Source organism: Nesterenkonia natronophila, from assembly GCF_003595215.1.
GTDB lineage: Bacteria > Actinomycetota > Actinomycetes > Actinomycetales > Micrococcaceae > Nesterenkonia > Nesterenkonia natronophila.
On record NZ_QYZP01000001.1, the window covers coordinates 412,075 to 433,620 of the forward strand.

At 62.7% G+C, this 21,546-nt stretch carries 18 protein-coding genes; 10 read left to right on the forward strand and 8 right to left on the reverse strand.

Features of this window, described 5'->3' with window-relative positions; translation table 11 throughout:
* Positions 1-16 precede the first annotated feature (16 nt).
* Positions 17-1,738, reverse strand: a complete 1,722-nt coding sequence (locus D3250_RS01945) for a carbon starvation CstA family protein (protein ID WP_119901665.1) — start codon at positions 1,736-1,738, stop codon at positions 17-19.
* A 220-nt stretch (positions 1,739-1,958) separates the two neighbouring features.
* Between D3250_RS01945 and D3250_RS01950 the strand changes: the two genes are divergently transcribed.
* From D3250_RS01950 to D3250_RS01970, 5 genes are all read left to right on the forward strand, one after another.
* A complete protein-coding gene (locus D3250_RS01950) occupies positions 1,959-3,365 on the forward strand; it encodes a cytochrome P450 (protein ID WP_119901666.1) in 1,407 nt (468 codons plus the stop codon).
* A gap of 16 nt (positions 3,366-3,381) precedes the next feature.
* On the forward strand, positions 3,382-4,104 hold the full coding sequence (locus tag D3250_RS01955) for a GNAT family N-acetyltransferase (RefSeq protein ID WP_119901667.1): 723 nt from the start codon (positions 3,382-3,384) through the stop codon (positions 4,102-4,104).
* Between the two features lie 65 nt (positions 4,105-4,169).
* A complete protein-coding gene (locus D3250_RS01960; protein WP_119901668.1) occupies positions 4,170-5,327 on the forward strand; it encodes a DNA glycosylase AlkZ-like family protein in 1,158 nt (385 codons plus the stop codon).
* Positions 5,320-5,913 (forward strand): GNAT family N-acetyltransferase, encoded by a 594-nt coding sequence (locus tag D3250_RS01965; RefSeq protein WP_119901669.1) that lies wholly within the window; start codon positions 5,320-5,322, stop codon positions 5,911-5,913. The genes D3250_RS01960 and D3250_RS01965 overlap by 8 nt, the downstream gene beginning before the upstream one ends.
* A 92-nt stretch (positions 5,914-6,005) precedes the next feature.
* Positions 6,006-6,485: an inorganic diphosphatase gene (locus tag D3250_RS01970; protein WP_119902246.1), complete on the forward strand. Its 480-nt coding sequence runs from the start codon at positions 6,006-6,008 to the stop codon at positions 6,483-6,485.
* Between the two features lie 93 nt (positions 6,486-6,578).
* Here the strand turns inward: D3250_RS01970 and D3250_RS01975 are convergent, their stop codons facing one another.
* A complete protein-coding gene (locus D3250_RS01975) occupies positions 6,579-8,747 on the reverse strand; it encodes a S9 family peptidase (RefSeq protein WP_119901670.1) in 2,169 nt (722 codons plus the stop codon).
* Positions 8,748-8,755: 8 nt separating this feature from the next.
* Positions 8,756-9,469: a response regulator gene (locus tag D3250_RS01980; RefSeq protein WP_119901671.1), complete on the reverse strand. Its 714-nt coding sequence runs from the start codon at positions 9,467-9,469 to the stop codon at positions 8,756-8,758.
* A 132-nt stretch (positions 9,470-9,601) separates the two neighbouring features.
* Here D3250_RS01980 and D3250_RS01985 point away from each other — a divergent pair, with 132 nt between their 5' ends.
* The 5 genes from D3250_RS01985 (at position 9,602) to D3250_RS02005 (ending at position 15,272) form a co-directional block, all read left to right on the forward strand.
* Positions 9,602-11,476: a sensor histidine kinase gene (locus D3250_RS01985; protein ID WP_119901672.1), complete on the forward strand. Its 1,875-nt coding sequence runs from the start codon at positions 9,602-9,604 to the stop codon at positions 11,474-11,476.
* Between the two features lie 130 nt (positions 11,477-11,606).
* On the forward strand, positions 11,607-12,701 hold the full coding sequence (locus D3250_RS01990) for a fatty acid desaturase family protein (protein ID WP_119901673.1): 1,095 nt from the start codon (positions 11,607-11,609) through the stop codon (positions 12,699-12,701).
* A gap of 46 nt (positions 12,702-12,747) precedes the next feature.
* Positions 12,748-13,986: a chromate efflux transporter gene (gene chrA / locus D3250_RS01995; protein ID WP_119901674.1), complete on the forward strand. Its 1,239-nt coding sequence runs from the start codon at positions 12,748-12,750 to the stop codon at positions 13,984-13,986.
* A 51-nt stretch (positions 13,987-14,037) separates the two neighbouring features.
* Positions 14,038-14,718, forward strand: coding sequence for a hypothetical protein (locus tag D3250_RS02000; protein ID WP_119901675.1), 681 nt, complete (start codon positions 14,038-14,040; stop codon positions 14,716-14,718).
* Positions 14,715-15,272, forward strand: a complete 558-nt coding sequence (locus tag D3250_RS02005; protein WP_119901676.1) for an amino-acid N-acetyltransferase — start codon at positions 14,715-14,717, stop codon at positions 15,270-15,272. Before D3250_RS02000 ends, D3250_RS02005 begins: the two co-directional genes overlap by 4 nt.
* On the opposite strand, the gene D3250_RS02010 is transcribed toward D3250_RS02005, so the two are convergent.
* From D3250_RS02010 to D3250_RS02030, 5 genes are all read right to left on the reverse strand, one after another.
* Complete coding sequence (locus D3250_RS02010; protein ID WP_119901677.1) at positions 15,273-16,286, reverse strand: inorganic phosphate transporter; 1,014 nt, start codon at positions 16,284-16,286, stop codon at positions 15,273-15,275.
* Position 16,287: 1 nt separating this feature from the next.
* Positions 16,288-16,905, reverse strand: coding sequence for a DUF47 domain-containing protein (locus tag D3250_RS02015; RefSeq protein WP_119901678.1), 618 nt, complete (start codon positions 16,903-16,905; stop codon positions 16,288-16,290).
* A gap of 439 nt (positions 16,906-17,344) precedes the next feature.
* Positions 17,345-18,658, reverse strand: a complete 1,314-nt coding sequence (locus D3250_RS02020) for an ABC transporter permease (protein WP_119901679.1) — start codon at positions 18,656-18,658, stop codon at positions 17,345-17,347.
* On the reverse strand, positions 18,655-19,959 hold the full coding sequence (locus tag D3250_RS02025) for an ABC transporter permease (protein WP_119901680.1): 1,305 nt from the start codon (positions 19,957-19,959) through the stop codon (positions 18,655-18,657). The genes D3250_RS02020 and D3250_RS02025 overlap by 4 nt, the downstream gene beginning before the upstream one ends.
* Entirely contained in the window at positions 19,956-21,524 is a 1,569-nt protein-coding gene (locus tag D3250_RS02030) for an ABC transporter ATP-binding protein (protein WP_119901681.1), read from the reverse strand. The genes D3250_RS02025 and D3250_RS02030 overlap by 4 nt, the downstream gene beginning before the upstream one ends.
* Positions 21,525-21,546 lie beyond the last annotated feature (22 nt).

The window sequence follows — 21,546 nt, forward strand, 5'->3', positions numbered from 1 at the left end:
GGTGTGCTGAAGAAGCTCACGCGGACCGCGGCAGCTTCTGGTCTTCGGTCAGCGCGACGTCGTCCTCTGGTTCCTTGGGAGCCTTGCGGGCGGCGAGCATGGCGATGATCGCTTCCACCAGCACCCAGGCGGCTGCCACGATGATGATGATGTCGATGACCAGCAGCAGCCAGTCGCCGGCGTTGTAAAGGTCCACCAGTTGCACAATTGCTGCATATATCGTCATGAACAGCACGAACGCCGCTGGGAGAAGCACCGGCAGGAACGGACGTCCCTTGCGGATGAGGATGATGGTCAGAATGGTCAGCGTCAGGCCTGCCAGCAGCTGGTTGGTGGTGCCGAACAGTGGCCACAGGGCCATACCGCCAGTGGCGTCAGCCCCCTGGGAGAAGGTCAGACCGAAGGCCAGCACCACCACGATCAGGGTCGCGATCCCGGTCTTGATCTTCACTCCTGCAATCTCGCCGACCTCTTGCACCACGAACCGCATGAGCCTGGTGCCAGTGTCCAAAGTGGTTGCGGCGAAGAGGATCACCATGGTGGCCAGGATGGTGGCTGAAAGGCCAGTGGGGATGGCCAAGCCCTCGTTGATGATGGATGCGCCGCCTTCCACGAAGACCGGCACTCCGCCGGAGGAGAAGGAGTCGTAGAACTCGCGCCATTGCGTCGCCGTCTGGAAGCCAGCGGTGGTGGCGATGATCGCGCCCAGGGCCAGCAAGCCTTCGCCCACCGCGCCGAAGTATCCGACGAACCGGGCGTCGGTCTCCCGGTCGAGCTGCTTCGAGGAGGTCCCGGAGGACACGATGCCGTGGAACCCGGAAATGGCACCGCAGGCAATGGTGACGAACAGCAGAGGAACCAGTGGGGGAGTGTCGTCTGGGAGAGCATCGTTCACCGCCGGGGCGACCACTGTGGGTGTGGCCAGGAGTACTGCGCCGTAGATGATGCCCAGTCCGATGAACAGCTGGATGCCGTTGATGAAGTCACGTGGCTGCAGCAGGACCCAGACCGGCAGCATGGAGGCGATGCCGGAGTATACGAACAGCAGGACGATCCAGATAGCCTGCGGGGTGAGACCGAACAGCCCCTCTTCGGGCAGGGAGACGGGGTAGGCGTCGCCCAAGAGGATGAGTGCGTAGAGCAGAACCACACCGACGGCCGTAACTGCGAGGAGGTTCCACTTGAAGCGGTAGATGGCTTGGCCGACCAGGACAGCGACCACCAGTGCACCCCACGTGGGAATGACCGCACCCGGCTGGGCCACCAGCAGACCTGAGATGACGACGGCGAATGCTGCCAGGACCATCAGCAGCAGCAGCAGGATGACCACCAGGAACAGGTTGCGACCGCGGTTACCGATGTAGGTGCCCGATAGGGCGCCCATTGACTTGCCCTTGTTTCGGGTTGAGGCCCACAGGGCACCGAAATCATGCATGCCCGCCATGAACACCGTACCGATCGTCACCCAGATGAAGGCCGGCAGCCAGCCCCAGATCACGGCGATGGCCGGGCCCACAATGGGGGCGGCCCCAGCTACGGAGGTGAAATGGTGTCCCCAAAGGATGTAGCGGTTGGTGGGGAGGAAGTCCACCCCGTCGGTGAACTGATGTGCGGGGGTCTTGAACTCGGCATTGAGCTTATAGACCTTCTTGGCCAAGAACTGCGAGTAGAGGAAGTAGCCGGCCAACATCATCGTGACACCGATGATGGCCAGCACCAGCGAATTAGGGGCGTCCATGGTGACTCCTCGGGGTGCGGTGGGTAGCGACCTCGGTCACAGGACGGCAGGGCAGTGACCCACCTCGCTGTGAGGCCTCTGACACCCAGTATATGGCCAAGATGTGGCTGGTGACACAGTGTGCGTTTCGGGAAGTTTCACCAGAGCGCCAGCCAATATCCAGGTGACCGTGCTGGGTTAGAGCAACGGGTACGCCACAAGCTGATTGAGAGTGACACCAATGACGCATTCGCACACCGACAGAGGTCACCCCACAAGGTCCGTTTACGCGCGGAGGCCTGACTCGGTCCAGAATCCCCTGCCCACGGCCACCGCCGTCGACACAGCCAAGATTCTGGCCGAAGTGGAGCTTCCCACAATTTCTAAAGGCCCCATCATTCGACGGCCCAGAATGGTCGCGGCGGTGGAGAACCTCGGGCTGGAGGCTCGGGCAGTCGCCAGGCTGCAGACTGCGGCAGAGAAGTACGGCAGAGGCCCGCTGATGCTGGGTCTTCCCGGTCGGAAGATGTCCATGGTTCTGGATCCCGAGCACGTGCATCGGATCCTGGAGGAGTCCCCGGAGCCCTTCGCCACGGCCGAGACCCTCAAACGGCACGCGCTGAAGCATTTCGAGCCTCAGGTGGCGCTGATCAGCCACGGTGCCGAACGGGCCCGGCGTCGTGAGACCAATGAAAAGCTCCTGGACCACAACCAGCCCATCCACCGGATGGCGGAACAGTTCATGCCTGCGGTCCGTGAGGAGGCTCAGGTGCTGCTGAAACAGATCGACGACGCTGGCGGCACCTTGGATTACAGCAATTACTTCAAAGCTTGGTTCCGGGTGGTCAACCGTGTGGTGCTGGGAGATTCCTACCGCGATGACACTGAACTTCTGGAGCTCATGGAGACCCAGCGGGCGCGGGGCAACTGGGCGTTTCTGCGCCCAGTCGACACCGAGGCGCGTGACGAGATCCATTCGCGTATAGATCAGGCAGTAGCCAAAGCGGAGCCGGGGAGCATTGCAGCCTTCATGTCCCAGATGGAGGCCAGCGGTGACTTTGAAACATCCCGGGATGAAGATGTCCAGCAGATCCCACAGTGGCTGTTCGCTTTCGACCCGGCAGGCATGGCCAGCTATCGAGGGCTTGCGTTGCTGGCATCCCACCCGGATCGACTCGAGGCAGCTCGCCATCAGATAGAAGAGGAGGCCCAGGCTGACGTGCCGCTGCTGCCCCTTCTGCGTGCCACTGTGCTGGAGTCACTGCGGCTTTGGGCCACCACCCCCATGATTCTCCGTGAGACCACTCAAGAGGTTGAGTTCGAACATGGAGTGATGCCGCAAGGCACTACAGTGCTGATCTTTGCTCCGTTCTTCCACAGAGATGAGAAGAACTTGGACTTCGCGCACCAGTTCTCACCTGAAGTGTGGGATCACGAACGCACGCGGGAGGAGTGGCCGCTGGTACCCTTCAGCGCGGGACCTGGTCTGTGCCCAGGCCGGCACCTGGTGTTGCTGCTGACATCGAACTTCATGGCGCAGATAGTGGGTCAGCGGAATATCGACCTGCTTAGCCACGAGCTGGAGCCCGGTCGCCTACCAGCGCTGCTGAACAACTTCTCGCTGAAGTTCCACCTCTCGGCGCGGTGAACGTTAGGCTCGGTCTATGACTGAGTTCCGCGTCAACCGCGACGATCCGACACATGAGCTGGTGGATGTGTGGCCGCCGTTCGGCCTGCGCATCGAGTCCCCCCGGTTGGTGCTGCGCCAGGTGAGGGAAACCGACTTCCCCGCCTATGTGGCGGCAGCCTCCTCCGGAATCATGACGACCGGGCGGAACTCCTTCGCCTCCCCATGGGATGAGAACTCCCCGGAGGACATAGCGAAGAACTCGCTGACCTGGCTGTGGTCCAAACGACCAGCCATCGGCCCGGATTCCTGGTACTTCATGCTTGCTGTCTTCAGTCGCAATGACGATGGAAGCGAGGACCGCCTCATCGGTATGCAGGATGCGTGGGCGGAGAAATATCGTGTGCTGCGGACTGTGCAGTCTGCCAGCTGGTTGCGCGCGGATGCGCAGGGAGAGGGTTACGGTAAGGAGCAGCGTGCTGCGATGCTTATGTGGGCTTTTGACCACTTCGGTGCCGAGTTCGCTGAATCCGGGGCCTTCGACTGGAACGAGCCGTCCAAACGCGTATCCGAGACACTGGGTTACTTCCAGTGCGGCACTCACCGCGTGACTGACGCTCATGGCAAACAGCCTGAGTGGGAGATCCAGTACCGGATGGCTAAAAATGACTTTCTGCGTCCCAGTTGGACGGTTAACGTCGAGGGCAACGAGCTGCTCCGGGACTTCATGCTGCTCAGCAGCAGGCACCTCACTGACTAAGGCTCGTCCTCGGACCCGTGATTCGTGACGCGGTCCCAGGAAGGAGCTCGTGGCAGGATTGAGCTATGCCGGAGGAACCCAGGAGTGTGACCGCAGAGTGGGCGCGCCGAGCCGTCGTGGATACGCAGAAGATTCCGTCCCCGGGGGCGCTTGGAGCTTATTCTGACGCCGCAGATGTGCTGCGCGGGATCGGTCTGATCCAGCTTGATCCGCTCACTCGGGTCTCTACCGCTCAGCGCCTGACATGCCTGACCCGGTTGCCTCGCACCCACCGTGCTGAACAGGTTGACGCCGCGCTGTGGCCGCGGCAAGCTCCCGTCGCCTTCGAATCATTCACCAAGGTCGCATGCGTATTTCCCCTCGAGGACTGGGCGCTGTTGGAGCTGCGGCGGCAACACGTCCGGGAGAAGTACGCTGCATCCATCTCAGAGCGACTCCGCAACCAGATCCGGGAGGTCGTTGCTGCAGCACCTCGCGGAGTGCAGATCGGCACCATGGAGAAGGCCCTGGATTCTGCCCGCACCACGGGTTGGAACTGGTCGGAGATCAAGCGTGCTGCGGAGCTCATGGTGCGCACCGGAGAGTTGGTGATTACTGCGCGCGACGGCGTCGTCCGGCTCTTCGACCTGCCCGAGCGCGCCCTGCCCGCTGAAGTCCGCCATGCTGAGAGGCTCCCTGCTGAGAAGCTGCGCACAGGGTTGGCCCACCGTGCGGTCAGCAGCCTCGGAGTGATGACCGTCAGCGACTTCGCCCACCACTACCATCTGAGCCGGAACGACGCTGCCTCTGGAATCGAGCAGGCCGGCTTGCTCCCCATCGCTGTGGATGGTTGGAAGGACGTTGCCTACGCTTCATCCGACTCGCTGGACGCCGGGCAGCCAAGCTCTGGTCTTGGGCCTATCAAGGAGGCTCGGCTGATTGGGCCGTTCGATCCGCTGCTCAGGGACAGGCGCCGCGCTCAGCGGATCTTTGACTTCGACTACACATTCGAGGCCTACGTCCCCAAGAGCCAACGTGTCTATGGGCACTACGTGATGGCAGTGCTTTCCGGAATCGAGCTGATCGGACGGGTGGATCTGTGGCGCAAAGAGAATGAACTCATCGTCCACCAAGTATTTCCAGAGCCTGGCCGCCCGGTCCGCAGCGTCGTTGCTCGTGCGAAGTCTGCTGCCGGTACCTTGGCACGTCAGCTGGGGACCGCGCTACGCTTGCCCGATGGATGATCTTCATTCCCCCGTGCTGTGCAATGAGTTCGTCCGACTCGAACCGCTCACCCATGAACACTCCGCCGAACTGTCAGCGGCGGTCAGTGAGTCCGAGCTGTGGAAGATTTGGTACACCCGGATACCGCCCCCGGAGCGTATGAGCGAAGAGATTCAACGTAGGTTGGACCTGCTTCGGCAGGGCACGATGGTCCCGTACGCCGTAATCGAACCTGCCTCTGGCCAGGCTGTCGGAATGACCACTTTTATGGCTATCAGCCCGGAGAACCGCAGGCTGGAGATCGGCTCCACATGGTTGAGCCGCAAGGTTCAGGGTGGCACAATCAACCCCGCCATGAAGCTGCTCATGCTCCAACGAGCGTTCGAGGAGCTGGACTGCCTACGCGTGGAGTTCCGCACTCATTGGTTCAACCATCGGTCACGGACGGCCATCGCGAAGCTCGGCGCCAAACAGGACGGGGTCCTCAGACATGACGAGGTAATGCCGAACGGTACTGTGCGGGATACTGTCATCTTCTCCATCATTGCGGCGGAGTGGCCGGCGGTGAAGTTCAACCTGGAGAGCCGACTGGGCCTCACCGGTTGAGCTCCCAGGCTGAGGGTGAAGCGCGCACAGGCGGCATCGTTATACGCTGAGCAGTGAGAATTTGACCTGAACCTCAAGGAGGAACTGTGGCAATTGTCCGCGACGTCACTATCGAGATTCCCACTGGGTCCCGTGTGAAGTACGAGATCGACCACGAGACGCACAGGCTGCGGTTGGACAGGGTGCTGTTCACCCCCATGCAGTACCCGACCCACTACGGGTACTTCGATGAGACCCTCGGTGAGGACGGCGACCCCCTTGACGCCCTCGTGTACATCCCGGGAGTGGACCTCTTCCCTGGGGTCGTGGTGGAGTCTCGTCCGGTGGGTGTGCTGAATATGACTGACGATGGCGGTGGAGACGCCAAGCTGGTCTGTGTCCCGGATGACAAGCGGTTCGACCACATTCAAGAGATCGGCGACCTGGGCGAGCACCTGATCCAGGAGATTGAGCACTTCTTTACCCGTTATAAGGACCTGGAACCGGGCAAATGGGTCAAGATCGAAGGCTGGCAGGGTCGTGAAGAGGCTGAGGCGGAGCTGACCCGGTCCATCGAGCGGTTCAAAGGCTGAATCCGACCCGCGAACGCAACATCCGGTAGGCCTCTAGGGCGCTGAGAGCCGAAGTGCTACTGCCCCCTACGGGGTTGCCCGTTCGGAGAGTCTCTAGACGCCGAGGAAGGTGGCCAGCCAGGCGTAGTCCCAGGCGCGCTCCTTCCACTTCTCATACCGTCCGGAGGCTCCGCCATGGCCACCGTCCATCTCCGTCTTCAGAACGATCGGCGCGTTCCCTTGCTGATGTTCGCGCAAGGCGGGCACCCATTTGGCCGGTTCCACGTACATCACCCGCGTGTCATGCAGGGAGGTGACAGCGGCAATGGCGGGGTAGTGCGCCTGACGGATGTTTTCATATGGGGAGTAGGACTTCATGTAGTGGTACACCTCAGGGTCCTCAATCGGGTTGCCCCACTCCTCCCATTCCCCAGCGGACAGCGGCATATCTGGGTCCAAGATCGTGGTGAGGCTGTCCACGAACGGCACCTGCGCCAGGATCGCCTGAAATTTTTCCGGGGCCAGGTTCACCACTGCGCCCATGAGCAGCCCGCCGGCTGAGCCGCCGATCGCCCCAATGCGCGAGGCATCCGCCCAACCGGCGTTTACCAGATGATCGGTGACCGTGAGAAAGTCAGTGAAGGTGTTCTTCTTGGACAGCTTCTTGCCGTTCTGGTACCAGAGCCGCCCCATCTCGCCACCACCGCGGATGTGGGCAACGGCGAATACGATGCCGCGGTCCAGCAGACTCAGCCGTGGAATTCCGAAGCCCGGGTCATTGGAGATCTCATAGGAGCCGTATCCGTAGACCACCGCTGGGTTGGTGCCGTCGGGCCGCACATCTTTATGGTGCAGCACGGTGACCGGCACTTCCGTGCCGTCCTGGGCGGTCGCCCATTCGCGCACGGCCCGGTAGTCCTCCGGGTTGTAGTCATTGACGGGGGTCTCCCGGCGCAGTACCGGTAGGGGGTCCTGATGGGGAATGTCATAAATCCTGTCTGGCACCAACCAGGAGGAGTAGCGGACCCTGAACAGTGGGGCGTCATAGCTGGCCTGCACCACACTCACAGAGTGCATGGGGTCCTCGAATGCTGGACCAGGCAACGACGACGCCTTCACCCCTTGGGCCCCGTCGCGAACCTGGCGGACGGTGTCCCAGGACAGCAAGCGAACTGAAGGGTTCGCATTGATTCGCGCCTCCACCAGCACCTGAGCTGCGGTCACCGCGAGGCCTTCATCGAGTTTCACCGCGTCGTCATGCTGGATCAAGGTGGGCCCGAAGTCCAGAGGCTGGCTATCATCTTGGTTTGCCAGCGCCTCAGCTGTGGTGAGGGAGACTGCGTTGTTCGGGCCTTGCTGGTTGTGGGTGACCAGGAGCATCCGCTCCCCGTCTACCTCACAGGGTTCTACAGAGTTCAGCACCCTGCGCTCAGCCGGCACGATCAGCTGAGGCGCAGCCTCCGGGTCGGTGAGGTCCAGCAGCCGGGTGGCGTTCCACTCGGAGTTGCCCGACTCGATCACCAGCTGCTGCCGGTCGGCGGAGAGTCCGGTGCCCATCCATTGGGTGATGTCCTCGATCTCCAGCAGCAGCCGATCTTCTGTGGCCGATGTACCTACGGCGTGTTGCCACAACCGGTAAGGACGCCAGGCAGAGTCTGCTTTGACGTAGTAGGCGCGTTCGCCGTCGGGGGATAGGTGCACTCCGTAGTGGACGTTCTCCAGAGACTCCGGCAGGGTTTCCCAGGTCTCCAGGTTCCGCAGGCGAAGCGTGAAGTGCTCGTCCCCGGAGGTGTCTTCTGAGTACGCCAGCAGCGTGCCGTCCTCACTCACCGCCATCCCACCTAATGAGTAAAAGGGGTGCTCGGATGCTTCGGCATTGGTGTCGAAGTATGTTTGCTCATCGTTCAACGGCACCCCCGCAATGACTTCGGGGGGAGTCCATGCGGCCAATGTCGAAGCTTCTTCAGCCGCGGGAACGCGGCAGAACACGGGGTGCTGCTCACCCTCGATGGTTCTGACGAAGTACCACCAGGCGCCACGGCGGGCGGGCACTGAGAGGTCGTTCTCCACGGTGCGGCGCTTGATTTCGTCGTAGATCGCTGTGCGCAGCGGCTCCTGATCAGCTGTCACTGCGTCGGTATAGGCGTTTTCAGCTCTGAGGTGTTCAAGAACTTCAGGATCATCCTTATCCCGCATCCACTCGTAAGGGTCGCAGAAGGTATCACCGTGGCGAGTGCGTTTGGTGGGGACCTTCTTGGCAGCAGGAGGTGCAGGCGTCGTCATGGCACTATTCAATCAGAGGCTTCGGCAGGGTATCCGGTCTCCTCACCGGGGCGGACCAGGCCGGATTCGTACGCGGTAACGACGATCTGGGTTCGGTCACGCAGTTGGAGCTTGCTCAGAATCCGTGAGACATGTGTCTTCACCGTCTGCTCAGCGAGAAACAGCTTAGCCGCAATCTCAGCATTGGGCAGACCGCGGGAAATCAGCCGCATCACATCCAGTTCGCGTCCGGTAAGGCCCTCCAGCAGGGCCTTGTTCTGCGCCGGAGAAGGAGGCCTTTCGGCGTAGTCGGCGATCAGTGTGCGAGTGATCCGCGGTGACAGCAGGGCCTCCCCTTGGGCTACCACCCGGACGGCCTGGATCAGCTCCTCAGGGGTGGCGTCCTTCAGTAGGAACCCGCTCGCCCCGGCGCGCAGTGCAGCGAAGACGTACTCGTCAGCGTCGAAAGTTGTCAGCATCAGGATACGGGGAGGCTCGCCGGGCATACTCAGCACGGTGCGTGTGGCCTCGAGACCATTGACTTCCGGCATCCGAATGTCCATCAGGACCACGTCGGGTTGGGTGCGCTCCACAATCTCCATGATTCCTGAGCCGTCCTCAGCTGTGCCGACTACTTGGATGCCCTCCTGGGCGTCCAGCAGGGCGGCGAAGCCGGCGCGGATCATGTGCTGATCGTCCACAACGAGGACTCGCACGTCAGCAGAGGCAGGGGAGATCGTCACGGGTTTACGGTACAGCAGCCTGTCGGGCAGGCTAAGCGCTAGATGGTGACTCGAGAGTATGAGCCGCACCGAGGTGGGCCTCAGCCCTGAGCGGGACGCGGTGCGCGCCGGCTGTTACGTACTGTGTACTCTATGACCTCCACATGGCTGCACGCTGAGCGCACGCGGGGGATCGCGGCACGGTTGGCTCGGGACTACACATATGTGCTGCCCGGGTTTCCCATCGCACTCTTCAGCTTCAGCCTGTTGTTGGTCATGACTGTCTTGTCGACGGCGACGGCGATCATATGGGTCGGGACGCTTCTGATGCCGCTGACACTGGTGGTGGCATCAGGTTTCGCTGAGCTGGACCGATCCCGGCTTCGTGGCTGGGGGGCGGAAGCCCCCGCCGTGGCGTATCAGCCACTGGGAGTCGGAGTGAAGGGGCGCTTACGAGCTCTGGCGGATCCGCGGCGCTGGTTGGATCTTGTATTCGAGATGCTCATCACGATCGCCATGCGCATGGTCACGTTCACCGTCGCTGTTTCGTGGTCATTGGCGGGGCCGGCCGCAGTGACGTACTTCTTCTGGTCACTGTTCCTGCCAGAGCAGGGTGTGCTGCTCCAGCTGCTCGGTACACTCAACCCGGTTCTGGTCCCACTCTCCGCCACCGGACAGTACGCCTTGGACGCCGGGGGAATGTTCCTGTTCGGCCTCGCGCTGCTGGCCACTCTCCCGGCGGTGATCCATGCACTAGCTGCCGCAGACGCCTCCCTGAGTACGGCACTGCTGACCTCGGGAGAGCATGAGGCTGCCGAGGCAGATCTGACCTCAGCCGTAGGTGGAACCTACCGGACGGCCTCCTTCAGTCCCGCCGCGTGGTCCTGGATAGGCACAGGTTTCGCTGCGTTGGTGCTCTTCTCGGTGGGCTGGCCAGTCACCGCCGCAGTTCACGGGGTCAACGTCGTCATCGCCTTGATCCTGGTGGGCGTGCACTGCGGCACTGTGGTGCTCACCTTGTACCGTCCGTGGATCGGGCTTGCACTCTCTCTGGGTGCGGCCGGCGGCCTCATGCTTGCCGCGGGCGACTCGAGCACCGCTCCCTGGCCCTGGCCTGTGACCTCACTGATCACCCAATCTGCGGTCCTGATGGTCGCTGCATTGGCTCGGCCTTGGTACCTGGCTGTCTCGGCATGGTGCGCCGGGGCGGTGCTTACCTTGGTCGCGCTGCTCAGTGTGCCTGATATGCCGGATCGGGCGATGGCCAACAGTATTGTGTACGCCGCGCTCACCGCTGGGGTAGTCGTGATCGGCGTTCTGGTCCGCATCTGGATTCTGAATGCTGGTCGACTGGAGGCAGCCGAGCGCACAAGCGCCCAACAGGACCGTCGTCGAAAAGAGCTTCAGGAACGCAACAGGATCGCTCGGGAGCTGCACGATGTAGTCGCTCACTCGATGTCGGTGATCAGCGTTCAGGCGGCGACTGCGCAATACCGTATTCCCGACATGGGCGCAACCGCTCTGCGTGAGTTCGATGAAATTGCCGGGTCGTCGCGGCAGGCGCTCAGCGAGATGCGCATGCTGCTGAGCATTCTCCGCGGTGACGATGAGGTCCCGACCGCGCCCGAGCCGGGGTTGGAGGACATTGACCGCCTCATCGACTCGACGCGCGCTTCAGGCACCACGATCACCTACAGTGGTCTGAACCTGAGCGAGGATATCCACGCTCCTCCGGCGACGGGACTTGCTGCCTATCGGATCGTTCAGGAGGCGCTGAGCAATGCCTTGCGGCATGCTCCCTTCGCCACCGTTGAAGTGGATGTCAGCACCGAGGCGCAGGACCAGGCGAGACGACTGCGGATCGCGGTAGTGAATGGGCCTTCGCCTGAAGAGGCTGTTGACCCTGCGCCCGGAGCTGGGCTCGGACTTAGCGGGATCAGGGAGCGGGCCACTGCAGTAGGTGGCAGTGTCACTGCTGAACACACCGCCGACGGAGGGTTCGCGGTGCGGGCCGTCCTGCCGCTGTGACACTACCCTGGTAGGGGGTCTCTTTGGCTCCACCGGGTGACGCCTGGCAGAGAGTACTCGCATACCGTTGACTGCAGGTCGGACCATGCCCGGTCCGTGGCCACGCGCAAGAGAGGGATTTGAGCGGATAATGACGATCACGCAAGACACTGCTTCCGCCATTGAGCCGGAGCGCAAGCCCGCCAAAAACAGGCAGACCAACGACTTCTTTGAGCTCGCACAGCGGGTCAAGGATGCCGGGCTCATGGAACGCGGTGCTGAAAGCTACATCGGGCGCGTCGTCGCGCTCTCGCTGAGCTTCATCGCCGCGGGAGCGCTGCTCGTGGCCGTCGGTGAATCGTGGTGGCAGCTTGCTGTGGCTGTGCTTTTCGGCATTCTCTTCACCCAAGTCGCCTTCCTAGCACACGACGCCGCGCACCAGCAGGTCTTCGACAGCGGAAAGAAGAACGATCGTCTGTCCCACATTGTGGGTAACCTCGTAGTGGGCATGTCCTATGCATGGTGGGCTAAGAAGCACGGCAGGCACCATGCCCACCCTAATGTCATCGGTAAGGACGGTGACATCGCTCCTGGCACACTGGCTTTCGTCCCGAGTGATGCAGCCGGCCGCACGGGCATCGCCGCATGGTTCGCCAAGCGCCAGGGCTGGTTCTTCTTCCCGATTCTCACCCTGTTCGGATTCGTCCTCCACTTCCACGCAGTCCGTACTGTTGTGACGTCCAAGAAACTCAAGAGCCGCTGGACTGAGGGCTCATTCCTTGCTGTCAGGCTCATCGGCTACCCCGCACTGATCATCATGTTGCTCGGCCCCGCTATCGGTGTGGCGTTCATCGCCGTGCAGGTGGCGGTCTTCGGTGTCTACATGGGAGCCACATTCGCCCCGAACCATAAGGGCATGCCGCTGATCCCGAAGGACGCCAAAGTCGACTTCATGCAGCGGCAGATCCTCACTTCACGCAATATCCGCGGCGGTCGTCTCATGAACACCGCAATGGGTGGCTTGAACTATCAGATCGAACACCACCTCTTTCCCAGAATGGCAAGCCCCAACCTCCGCAAAGTGCAGCCCCTGGTGCGTGAGTTCTGCGCCGAGCGCGGCATCACCTACACCGAGACTGGCCTGATCCAGTCTTGGGGCATCGTCATCCGGTACCTCAACCGAGTCGGACTGGGGTACTCCGATCCCATGGACTGCCCGGTCATCACACAGTTCCGTCCCCGCTGACCCGCTTTCGCGGGCGCAGTTGACCGCAGGGGCATAACCGCACAGGATGACGGATGTGAGTTCTTCTCTGCCTGAGCCCGCGCCGCGGAACGCGCATCCTGGCACGGTCGCTGAGGTCTTTCTCATCTTCCTCCGTCTGGGACTGACCAGTTTCGGCGGGCCGGTGGCCCACCTGGCCTATTTTCGCGAAGCACTGGTGGAGCGTCGCCGCTGGGTCAGCGAGCGCGCCTATGCAGACCTCGTGGCCCTGTGCCAGTTCCTCCCCGGGCCGGCCTCCAGCCAAGTCGGAATGGCATTGGGCCTGCAGCGTGCAGGTTACCTGGGCATGCTCGCGGCATGGTTCGCCTTCACGTTGCCATCGGTGGTACTGCTGGTGGTTTTTGCCTACGGCGTGGCTGGTGCCGGGGACCTCTCCGACGCCGGGTGGGTCCACGGCTTGAAGGCTGCCGCAGTCGGTGTCGTCGCCCACGCGGTCCTAGGCATGGCCAAGACTCTGACGCCGGACGCCCCACGAGCAACAATCGCCGGGGTGGCCATGATCATAGTGCTGCTACTGCCGACTCCCTTTATTCTGGTGGCTGCTATCGCTGCAGCTGGAGTCATCGGCCTTGTGTGGCTGCGGCCCGGCCCAGAGGACTTCACCGAACGCGATTCGTTCACCATCCGGGTCTCCAAGAAAGTCGCAGCCTGCTGCCTGGGCGTCTTCGCGCTCCTCCTGATCGGACTTCCCGTGTTGGTGGCACTTACCGGTAACGCATACGCCGCGCTGTTAGATCTGTTCTACCGCGCCGGCTCCCTCGTCTTCGGTGGTGGCCACGTGGTCCTGCCGCTGCTGCAGGCTGAAACCGTCACCGGCGGCCTGGTGGAGGCCGATACGTTCTTGGCCGGTTACGGAGCAGCCCAAGCTGTTCCCGGTCCGCTGTTCACATTCGCCAGCTTCCTGGGAGCATCGACAGTAGAGGGTCCTGGAGGAGTCACTGGTGCGGTGATTGCCACGCTGGCGATCTTCCTTCCGGCAGCCCTCTTGGTGATCGGGGCTCTGCCCTTCTGGGAGGGCCTGCGCAGCCAAGCCCAGATCCGGCGTGCCCTGATGGGGGTCAACGCCGGCGTGGTCGGCATCCTCGCCGCTGCGCTCTACGACCCGGTGTTCACCTCTGGGGTGCTGGAGGTGGGACTTGGAGCACTGGTGCTCGCCATCGGCGCCTTCATCGCGCTGAACAGCTGGAAGGTTCCCGCCTGGGCAGTGGTGTTGGCCGCCGGACTGCTCGGCTGGCTGATCCTCTGACTCCGCGCCGGTGCGCGGATCTGCTGACCGCCCTCGCTACCCTAGAGGACTATGACCAAGCGCCGACGCCCTTCCCCCGCCGTGTATCGCCGCCGGCGACTGGCGGCGGCTCTCCTGGCTGTCTTCCTCCTCGCCCTAGGCGTGTGGGGCGCGCGAGTTGCCTACGACGCATTGACCGACGAAGGCGACCAGACCGGAGCCACTGCGTTGGACGACGCAGAGGAGCAGAACGACTATCTCCCTGCCTCTCCAGAGCCCACCGAAGAGGAGGATGCCGCCTCCGAGCAAGACGAGCAGGATGAGGAGGACGATGCGGCTGAGGAGGCAGTGGAGGAGGGCCACTGCGCCCCTGACGACATTGACGTACGCGCAAGCACCAGCCACGAAGTGTACGACGCTTCCACCGCACCACTGCTGATCATGGAGATTGAGCACATCGGCAGTGAGGAATGCACGCTAGACGTGGGCACCGCCGAGCAGGAGTACCGGGTCTCCACCGGTGGCCGAGAGATTTTTACCACCGCTCAGTGCGACCTTGAGGGGGAGCCCCTGGAAATGGACCTGGAACCGGGGCAGACCGAGCGTGCCAATATGCTGTGGCCCCGCTCGGACTCCTCGGTAGACTGCTCCGAACCGGCTGACCTGGCCACCGCTGATTACGAGCTCACCGTCGCCGTCTCCGGCATCACCAGTGCACCGCATACCTTTGAGATGACCGGGAGGGCGGAATGAGTCCAGAGCCCAGAACGAGCTCCGACCACGGGGATTTCAGCATTCGCCCCGCGCGGACATCGGATGTGGCGCGCATCGTCCATATGGCGCAGCCCCTGGTTGAAAAGCGCGTGTTGGTGCCCAAGGAGCGGGTGACGTATTACGAGTCCATACAGGAGTTCGTGGTCTCCGAAGACCGAGACGGTCACCTTATTGGTTTCGGCGCGCTCCATGTGATGTGGGAGGACCTCGCCGAGGTCCGCACGCTGGCGACCCTGGACTCCTGGCGAGGGCGCGGCGTCGGGTCTGCCCTGCTGCACCAGCTGCTGGCCAGGGCACGATCGCTCGGAGTCTCCCGCGTCTTCTGCCTGACGTTCGAAGTTGAATTTTTCATCCGCCAGAACTTCCGCATCATGGCTGACCAGGCCCCGGTGGACCCGGAAGTGTACGTAGAGCTGCTGCGCTCACCGGATGAAGGTGTGGCTGAGTTCCTGGACCTCGCTCGAGTGAAGCCCAACACTCTGGGCAACACACGCATGATCCTGGACCTTGACGCTCACCCTAGCGGGATCTGATCAGAGCAGTGCGCTCAACCCGATAGTGAGCGCGGCCGCGACGAAGCCCGTCACCACGGGTGTGGCAATCCAGTAGACCGCAATGCGCCTGCACTGCCGCCAGTTGACTGTGGCAAAACGCTGGTTGGAACCAGCCCCAATGATGGCGCTGGCTGCAGTCAGCGACGTCGACAGAGGCAGAGCCAGTCCCAACGAGCCGATGAACAACAGACCCGAGGTGGCCGTCGTCGCGACCATTCCGCGAAGGGGATCAATGGCCACCAACCGGTGAGCCAGAACGTGGCCTATCCTCCAGCCCCCGTGCAGTGCACCCGCGCCGATCAGCACCGCGAACACCACGTAGGCCGGGCCCATCCACCCTTCTGGGTCAGCTATCCCTCCGGCGCCCAGGCCAATCAGCAGGACAAAGGCGAAGCGCTGACCCTGCTGCAGGCCCGTGCCGAGCGAGGTAACACCCACGGAAACCGACTGCAGCCCGCGGGCGACCCGGTTCACATCGTGCGGGTCTTCGCCGCGCGCCACTCTGACGGCAGCGAACACCAATACGTACGCTAGGCCGAAGGCCACCAGAGGAGAGATGAGCAGGGTCAACAGCGGTGTCAGCCACGGCAGTGACCAGATTGTGTCGGCGCTCACATCGCCAACTGCCGCGGCGGCCAGGGATCCACCCAGCAGCGCGGCAAGCAGGCCGTGAGTTATCGACGTCGGCATTCCGCGAAAATAGGTGAAGACATTCCAGCCGAGGATCACCGTCAGCGCCGCCACCACCACGCTGAGCGCAAGCACCGGTTCCATGTCTGGGAACTCGAACCATGAGTAGAGGTAGAGGCCCAGCGGGAACGCCAGCAGCACACCCAAGGCGTTGAATGCCGCCGCCACCCGAACGGCGCTCCGGGGAGTCAGCGCACGGGTGCGCACCGGAATGGCGATGGAGTTAGGCACGTCATGAAGTCCCGCGACGTAGAGCGTGGGCGCCAGAATGGCACCGGCAAGCACCAGCAGCAGGAGCTCCACGTCAGAATTCCCGGACGATGATCGACCCGCAGATGGCGGCGACCTGCCTCAAGGAGTGGACGGCGGCCAGGATCTGGTCTGCCAATTGAGTCTGCTGCTGGGCGATATTTGGCTGGAAGGCGGAATCTGTGGAAGTCACCCAGTCACGGTGTCTTCGGTTAGCCTGCTTGCTCAGCCGCTGCAGCTGCATCCAGTACTCTTCCAGATGGTCGAAGTCTTCCAACCGGCCCATGGCCTCACTGGTCAGCTCCGCCTGTCGGGTCAATGCCTCCAGCATCTCGGCGGCTTCTGTGGGCAGTTCCAGGCTTCTGCGGCGCAGCATCAGGTCACCGGCGGCCACCACATGCTCCATAGTGCGGTTGAGCTGCTGGGAGATGGCGAAGATGTCCTGACGCGGCAGGGGTGTGAGGAACACGCTGCGGATGTGGGTCATGAGGTTGAAGTGGAGGTCCATGGCTCGGCCCTCGAGTCCCAGCAGTTTCTCACGGTGAGAGACCAATTCCCCGGCCGGGGTGCCCAACAGCTGTGCCAGCAGTCCTAGACCTGAGCGCAACTCACCCGTGATAGCGATCAGCAGCTCTGCTGACTGGTGCTTGCGCTGGCGATTCAGAGCTTTCATGCGGTGTGGGCCCCTGATTAATGCGGTGATTCCTGCCGCTGGAGGTGAGCGACAGGTGTCCTACAGATGGTGAGTGTATAACCATCGGGTGAATAGCCGCGGAGCAGGTTACGGGAAGAAGGCGGCGGTGTCGGGCTGGGAACGCCTCACGGCGCGTGGCCGCTCGTAGCGGCTAAAGGTTGGAGCCCGGGGGTTACCTGCAGCCCGACACCTGCAGACCAGTGTGCCGCCGCACCCCTGACTGGGTCAAGCTGCCGCGCATTCGGGATTGGATCCGGTGCTGGGCGTGCCGTCCAATCCACGGCGGAGCGCCGAAAAACCACGCCAAGTCGGGAACACCCCTAGCTGTAGCGCGCGGTCACGCCGGAAAGGCAAGGTGAGGGCGAAACAGCGGGAGATGGGAGCTGCTGTGGGCGTCCTGGAGGCTGCCTGGCCGCCCTCACTTGATATAGGGGACGCCTTCGGCCGCCGGTGGCCGCACCCGTCCCACGAAGCCGGCTACCGCGAAGATCGTGATCACGTACGGCAGCATCAGCAGCATCTCCGAGGGCACCGGTGTGCCGATGGTGGAGAGCACCTGACCCACAGAGGTGGAGAACCCGAACAGCAGCGCCGCCAGTAGCGCACCCTTAGGGTTCCAGCGCCCCAGAATCATGGCGGCCAAAGCGATGAACCCCTGTCCAGCGGACATTTCCTGCCCGAACGCCAAGCCCTGTCCGACCGTGAAGTACGCCCCGCCCAGACCGGCGATGCCGCCGGCCAGGACCGTATTGAACACCCGGGTCCGCGGAACGTTGATGCCGACAGTGTCGGCGGCTTTGGGATGTTCACCTACGGCGCGCATGCGCAGACCCCAGCGGGACTTGAAGACCAGGATATGCAGGGCGAACACGATGACGTACATCAGGTAAACCAAGATGGTCTGGTTGAACAGCACCGGTCCGAGGATCGGGATCTGGCTTAGTCCGGGGATCGGCAGACGCGGCAGCTGCTGACGGGCGTTCCACATCTCTGCGTTCTGCGTCAGCACCGTGGAGTAGAGGAAGCTGGTCAGGCCGATCACCAGCACATTGAGCACCACGCCGACAATTATCTGGTTCACGTGGTACTTCACCGCGAACCACACCAGAAGTCCGCCCACGGCTGCACCGGCGAACGGAGCGGCGAGCAGCCCCACATATGCAGAGGTGAAGAACGACGCGGCTACTGCAGCCAGGAAGGCCCCAGCCAGCAGCTGCCCTTCGATAGCGATGTTGATGATGCCTGAACGCTCGCCCACCAGACCGCACATGGCACCGAAGATCAGCGGGACCGAGAGCATGAGTGCCCCGGCAAGCAGCGTGACCACCGGGATGAACGCCCCGCGTCCGGCCCCCGCGTAGACCAAAAAAGCTAAGACAAACAGCAGTCCGAACAGCATGGGATGCCAGATGCCGAGCCGGATGCGGCGTGCAGCGGCGAAAATTGCCAGCGCCGCCAGGCCCAGCTGCAAGACGCTGAGCACCAGGGCGGTGGCGAAGGAGGGCACGTTCACTGCCGGCAGGGTGACAATGTCACTCGCCGTGGCGAGGCGAAACTGAGTGACCGAGCCGGTCGGGCTCAGCAGCGCGAACACCCCCAGCGAAAGCAGTCCCAGAAGCACGTAGGTGATGGGAAACTTCCACTTGATGGGCTGAAGTCGGGTATCGACCTCTTGACGGGGCTCAGCCTTCACAGCAACGGCGCCCGGCTCTTGGGTGGGCTGTTCGCTCATTTGGTCACTTCCTGCCTCGGCGCGGGCTGGGAGGCAGTTTCCGCGGCCTGCTGTTCGCGGAGTCGGCGCCGCCGGGAGGACCTCGAGCTGCCATCGGGGTGAGGCAGGAAGAAGATCGCGCGGACCAGGGGAGGGGCGGCGATGAGCAGCACGATGACGGACTGCAAGACCAAGACTATGTCGATCGGAGTGCCGGTCTGGGCCTGCATGAGCACACCGCCTGCGCGTAGGCCGCCGAAGAGGACCCCGGCCAGAAAGGTGCCCAGGGGTTTGGAGCGCCCCAGGAGGGCCACGGTGATGGCGTCGAAACCCAGGGTCCCGGCAATTCCCGCGGCTAGTCGATATTCGGTACCCAACAGGTGTGCGGCGCCGCCGAGCCCGCAGAGTGCACCGCCGATGATGAGCACCAAGGCGGTCGCTTTGGGAACGTTGACCCCAGCGGTGCGGGCAGCCTCGGGGTTCTCACCGATCGCCCGGAATTCAAATCCGAGCGTGGAGCGCTCGAGCAACCACCAGACGAACACGGTGGCGGCGATGGCCAGGAAGATGCCGGCGTGGAGACGGAATCCCGTACCGAGGATGCCGAAGAGTCGGGCCGATTCGTCCACAGGTGCTGCGATTGGTTGGTTGGACCCAGTCTGAACGAACCACTGCTGACGCAGCAGCCAGGCGATCAAGTACAAGGCGATGTTATTGAGCATGATCGTGACGATCACCTCATTAGCGCCGGTCTTGGCTTTGAGTACGCCGGCGATGCCGCCCCAGATGGCGCCGCCGAGCGCGCCGCCGACCAGGGCAAGCAGAAGGTGGGCACCCACGGGGAGCTGGAAGGCGTAGCCGATGAACGCGGCGCAGGTGGCTCCCAGTATGATCTGGCCCTGACCTCCGATATTGAGCATCCCGGAGCGGAATCCGATGGCTATGCCCAGTCCGGCCAATATCAAGGGGACCGCGTTGACCAGGGTCTCGGTGATGGGGCGGATCGAACGTTCTGGTGTGGCCGCCTGCCAGTCGTAGACTGCGCCACGGAAGAGTGCCGAGTACGCATCTCGGATGACCTCGAAGCTGGTGAGAAAAAAGTCTCCAGGCTGCGCGAAGAAGTATCCTAACGTCCCCTGCACCTGCGGGTTGGTGGCAAGGATGAGCAGGGCGCCGACCACCAGGGCGACCAGCACTGAGAGCAGGGTGATGACCCATGAGGCTTGGGAGAGCTCGCGTACTGCGTAGTGCAGACGAGATTCCGCCTCTTTCAGAGCACCACCGGGGGCTGCGTCGTCGTCGTTGTTCTTCTCGGGGCTCATGCCTGGGCCTCCTCGTCTGCCTCACCGAGGATAGTGTGGTGGTCTTGGGCCTGCGCGTACGCTTCCTTCACCGGCACTCCGGCCATCATAAGACCCAACACATCTCGGTTGGTGTGACCGGGAACGATCCCGACAACGACGCCCCGGTACATCACGGCGATCCGGTCTGCGAGGTTGCTCACCTCGTCGAGCTCGGTAGAGACGATCAGGCACGGGGTGCCCTTGTCCCGTTCCTCAATGATGGTGCGGTGAACGAACTCGATGGATCCGACGTCGAGGCCGCGGGTGGGCTGGCTGGCGAGGAAGAGCCGGATATCGCGACTCATCTCACGGGCGAGCACCACTTTCTGCTGGTTGCCCCCAGAGAGAGTGGAGATGGGATCGTCCACATTGCCGAGCCGAACGTCGAATCGGGAGGTCTGCTCGACGGCAGCCTCACGCATCACGGTGGGCCTCATGGCTATTCCGTTGGAGTAAGGCTGTTGGTCGTACTGGTCAAGCACGAAGTTTTCGGTGATGGAGAACGCCGGTATCACCCCGTCGGTGGAGCGGTCTTCAGGCACAAATCCAATGCCGGCATTGAGCCGTTCTTTGACGCTCATGCGCCTCAGGTTTGTGCCGTCCAGGGTGATGGTTCCGGCGACGGCGCTGCGCAGTCCCAGGATTGCTTCCGCCAGTTCGCTCTGGCCGTTGCCGTCGACGCCGGCCACGCAGAGGATTTCTCCCCGGGCGATCTCTAGGCTGACGTCGTCGAGGACCACCTTGCCGGATCCAGAGACCACGGTGAGCCCTTCAACTGAGAATCCGACGTCTCCGGGGTCGGCGGGGTCCTTCTGGGTTGTGAGATTGACCTCGCGGCCCACCATGACGCTGGCCAGTTGAGTCTCGGTGGAATCCGGCAGCGCCTCGCCGACGATCTTGCCGCGCCTGATGACCGTGATCTTGTCCGCAATGGCCCGAACTTCCCGGAGCTTATGCGTGATGAAGACGATAGATGTGCCGGCTTCTTTGAGCTGGCGCATGATGCCGATCAGCTCGTCAGTCTCCTGCGGGGTGAGGACTGCGGTGGGCTCATCGAGGATCAGTACTCTGGCGTCCCGGGAGAGCGCCTTGATGATTTCTACCCGTTGTTGGGCGCCCACCGGAAGGTCTTCGATCTTGGCGTCAGGGTCAACGTCGAACCCGAAGCGTGCGGAGATCTCTTGGACTCGTCGCCGCGCTTCCGCAAAGTCGATCATTCCGGCGGACTTGGTGGGCTCGTAGCCGAGCATGACGGATTCAGTGACGCTGAAGACCGGGATCAGCATGAAATGCTGGTGCACCATGCCGATCCCGGCCTCCACCGCGTCGCCGGGGCCATCGAAGCTCACGCGCCGATCGTCGAGAAGAATCTCCCCCTCATTGGGGGAGTGCAGCCCGTAGATGGTGTTCATCAGTGTGGACTTCCCTGCGCCGTTCTCACCGAGCAGTGCGTGTATCTCCCCAGGCTGCACCGTCAGATCGATTCGATCATTGGCGGTGAAGGTGCCGAACCGTTTGGTGACACCTTTGAGCTGCAGCTTCATGCCACTTGTTCTCCTCAGACGG

Coding starts and splice junctions, on each gene's coding strand:
- D3250_RS01945 (WP_119901665.1), bottom strand. CDS start 1,738: ATGGACGCCCCTAATTCGCTGGTGCTGGCCATCATCGGTGTCACGATG.
- D3250_RS01950 (WP_119901666.1), top strand. CDS start 1,959: ATGACGCATTCGCACACCGACAGAGGTCACCCCACAAGGTCCGTTTAC.
- D3250_RS01955 (WP_119901667.1), top strand. CDS start 3,382: ATGACTGAGTTCCGCGTCAACCGCGACGATCCGACACATGAGCTGGTG.
- D3250_RS01960 (WP_119901668.1), top strand. CDS start 4,170: ATGCCGGAGGAACCCAGGAGTGTGACCGCAGAGTGGGCGCGCCGAGCC.
- D3250_RS01965 (WP_119901669.1), top strand. CDS start 5,320: ATGGATGATCTTCATTCCCCCGTGCTGTGCAATGAGTTCGTCCGACTC.
- D3250_RS01975 (WP_119901670.1), bottom strand. CDS start 8,747: ATGACGACGCCTGCACCTCCTGCTGCCAAGAAGGTCCCCACCAAACGC.
- D3250_RS01985 (WP_119901672.1), top strand. CDS start 9,602: ATGACCTCCACATGGCTGCACGCTGAGCGCACGCGGGGGATCGCGGCA.
- D3250_RS01990 (WP_119901673.1), top strand. CDS start 11,607: ATGACGATCACGCAAGACACTGCTTCCGCCATTGAGCCGGAGCGCAAG.
- chrA (WP_119901674.1), top strand. CDS start 12,748: ATGACGGATGTGAGTTCTTCTCTGCCTGAGCCCGCGCCGCGGAACGCG.
- D3250_RS02000 (WP_119901675.1), top strand. CDS start 14,038: ATGACCAAGCGCCGACGCCCTTCCCCCGCCGTGTATCGCCGCCGGCGA.
- D3250_RS02005 (WP_119901676.1), top strand. CDS start 14,715: ATGAGTCCAGAGCCCAGAACGAGCTCCGACCACGGGGATTTCAGCATT.
- D3250_RS02015 (WP_119901678.1), bottom strand. CDS start 16,905: ATGAAAGCTCTGAATCGCCAGCGCAAGCACCAGTCAGCAGAGCTGCTG.
- D3250_RS02020 (WP_119901679.1), bottom strand. CDS start 18,658: ATGAGCGAACAGCCCACCCAAGAGCCGGGCGCCGTTGCTGTGAAGGCT.
- D3250_RS02025 (WP_119901680.1), bottom strand. CDS start 19,959: ATGAGCCCCGAGAAGAACAACGACGACGACGCAGCCCCCGGTGGTGCT.
- D3250_RS02030 (WP_119901681.1), bottom strand. CDS start 21,524: ATGAAGCTGCAGCTCAAAGGTGTCACCAAACGGTTCGGCACCTTCACC.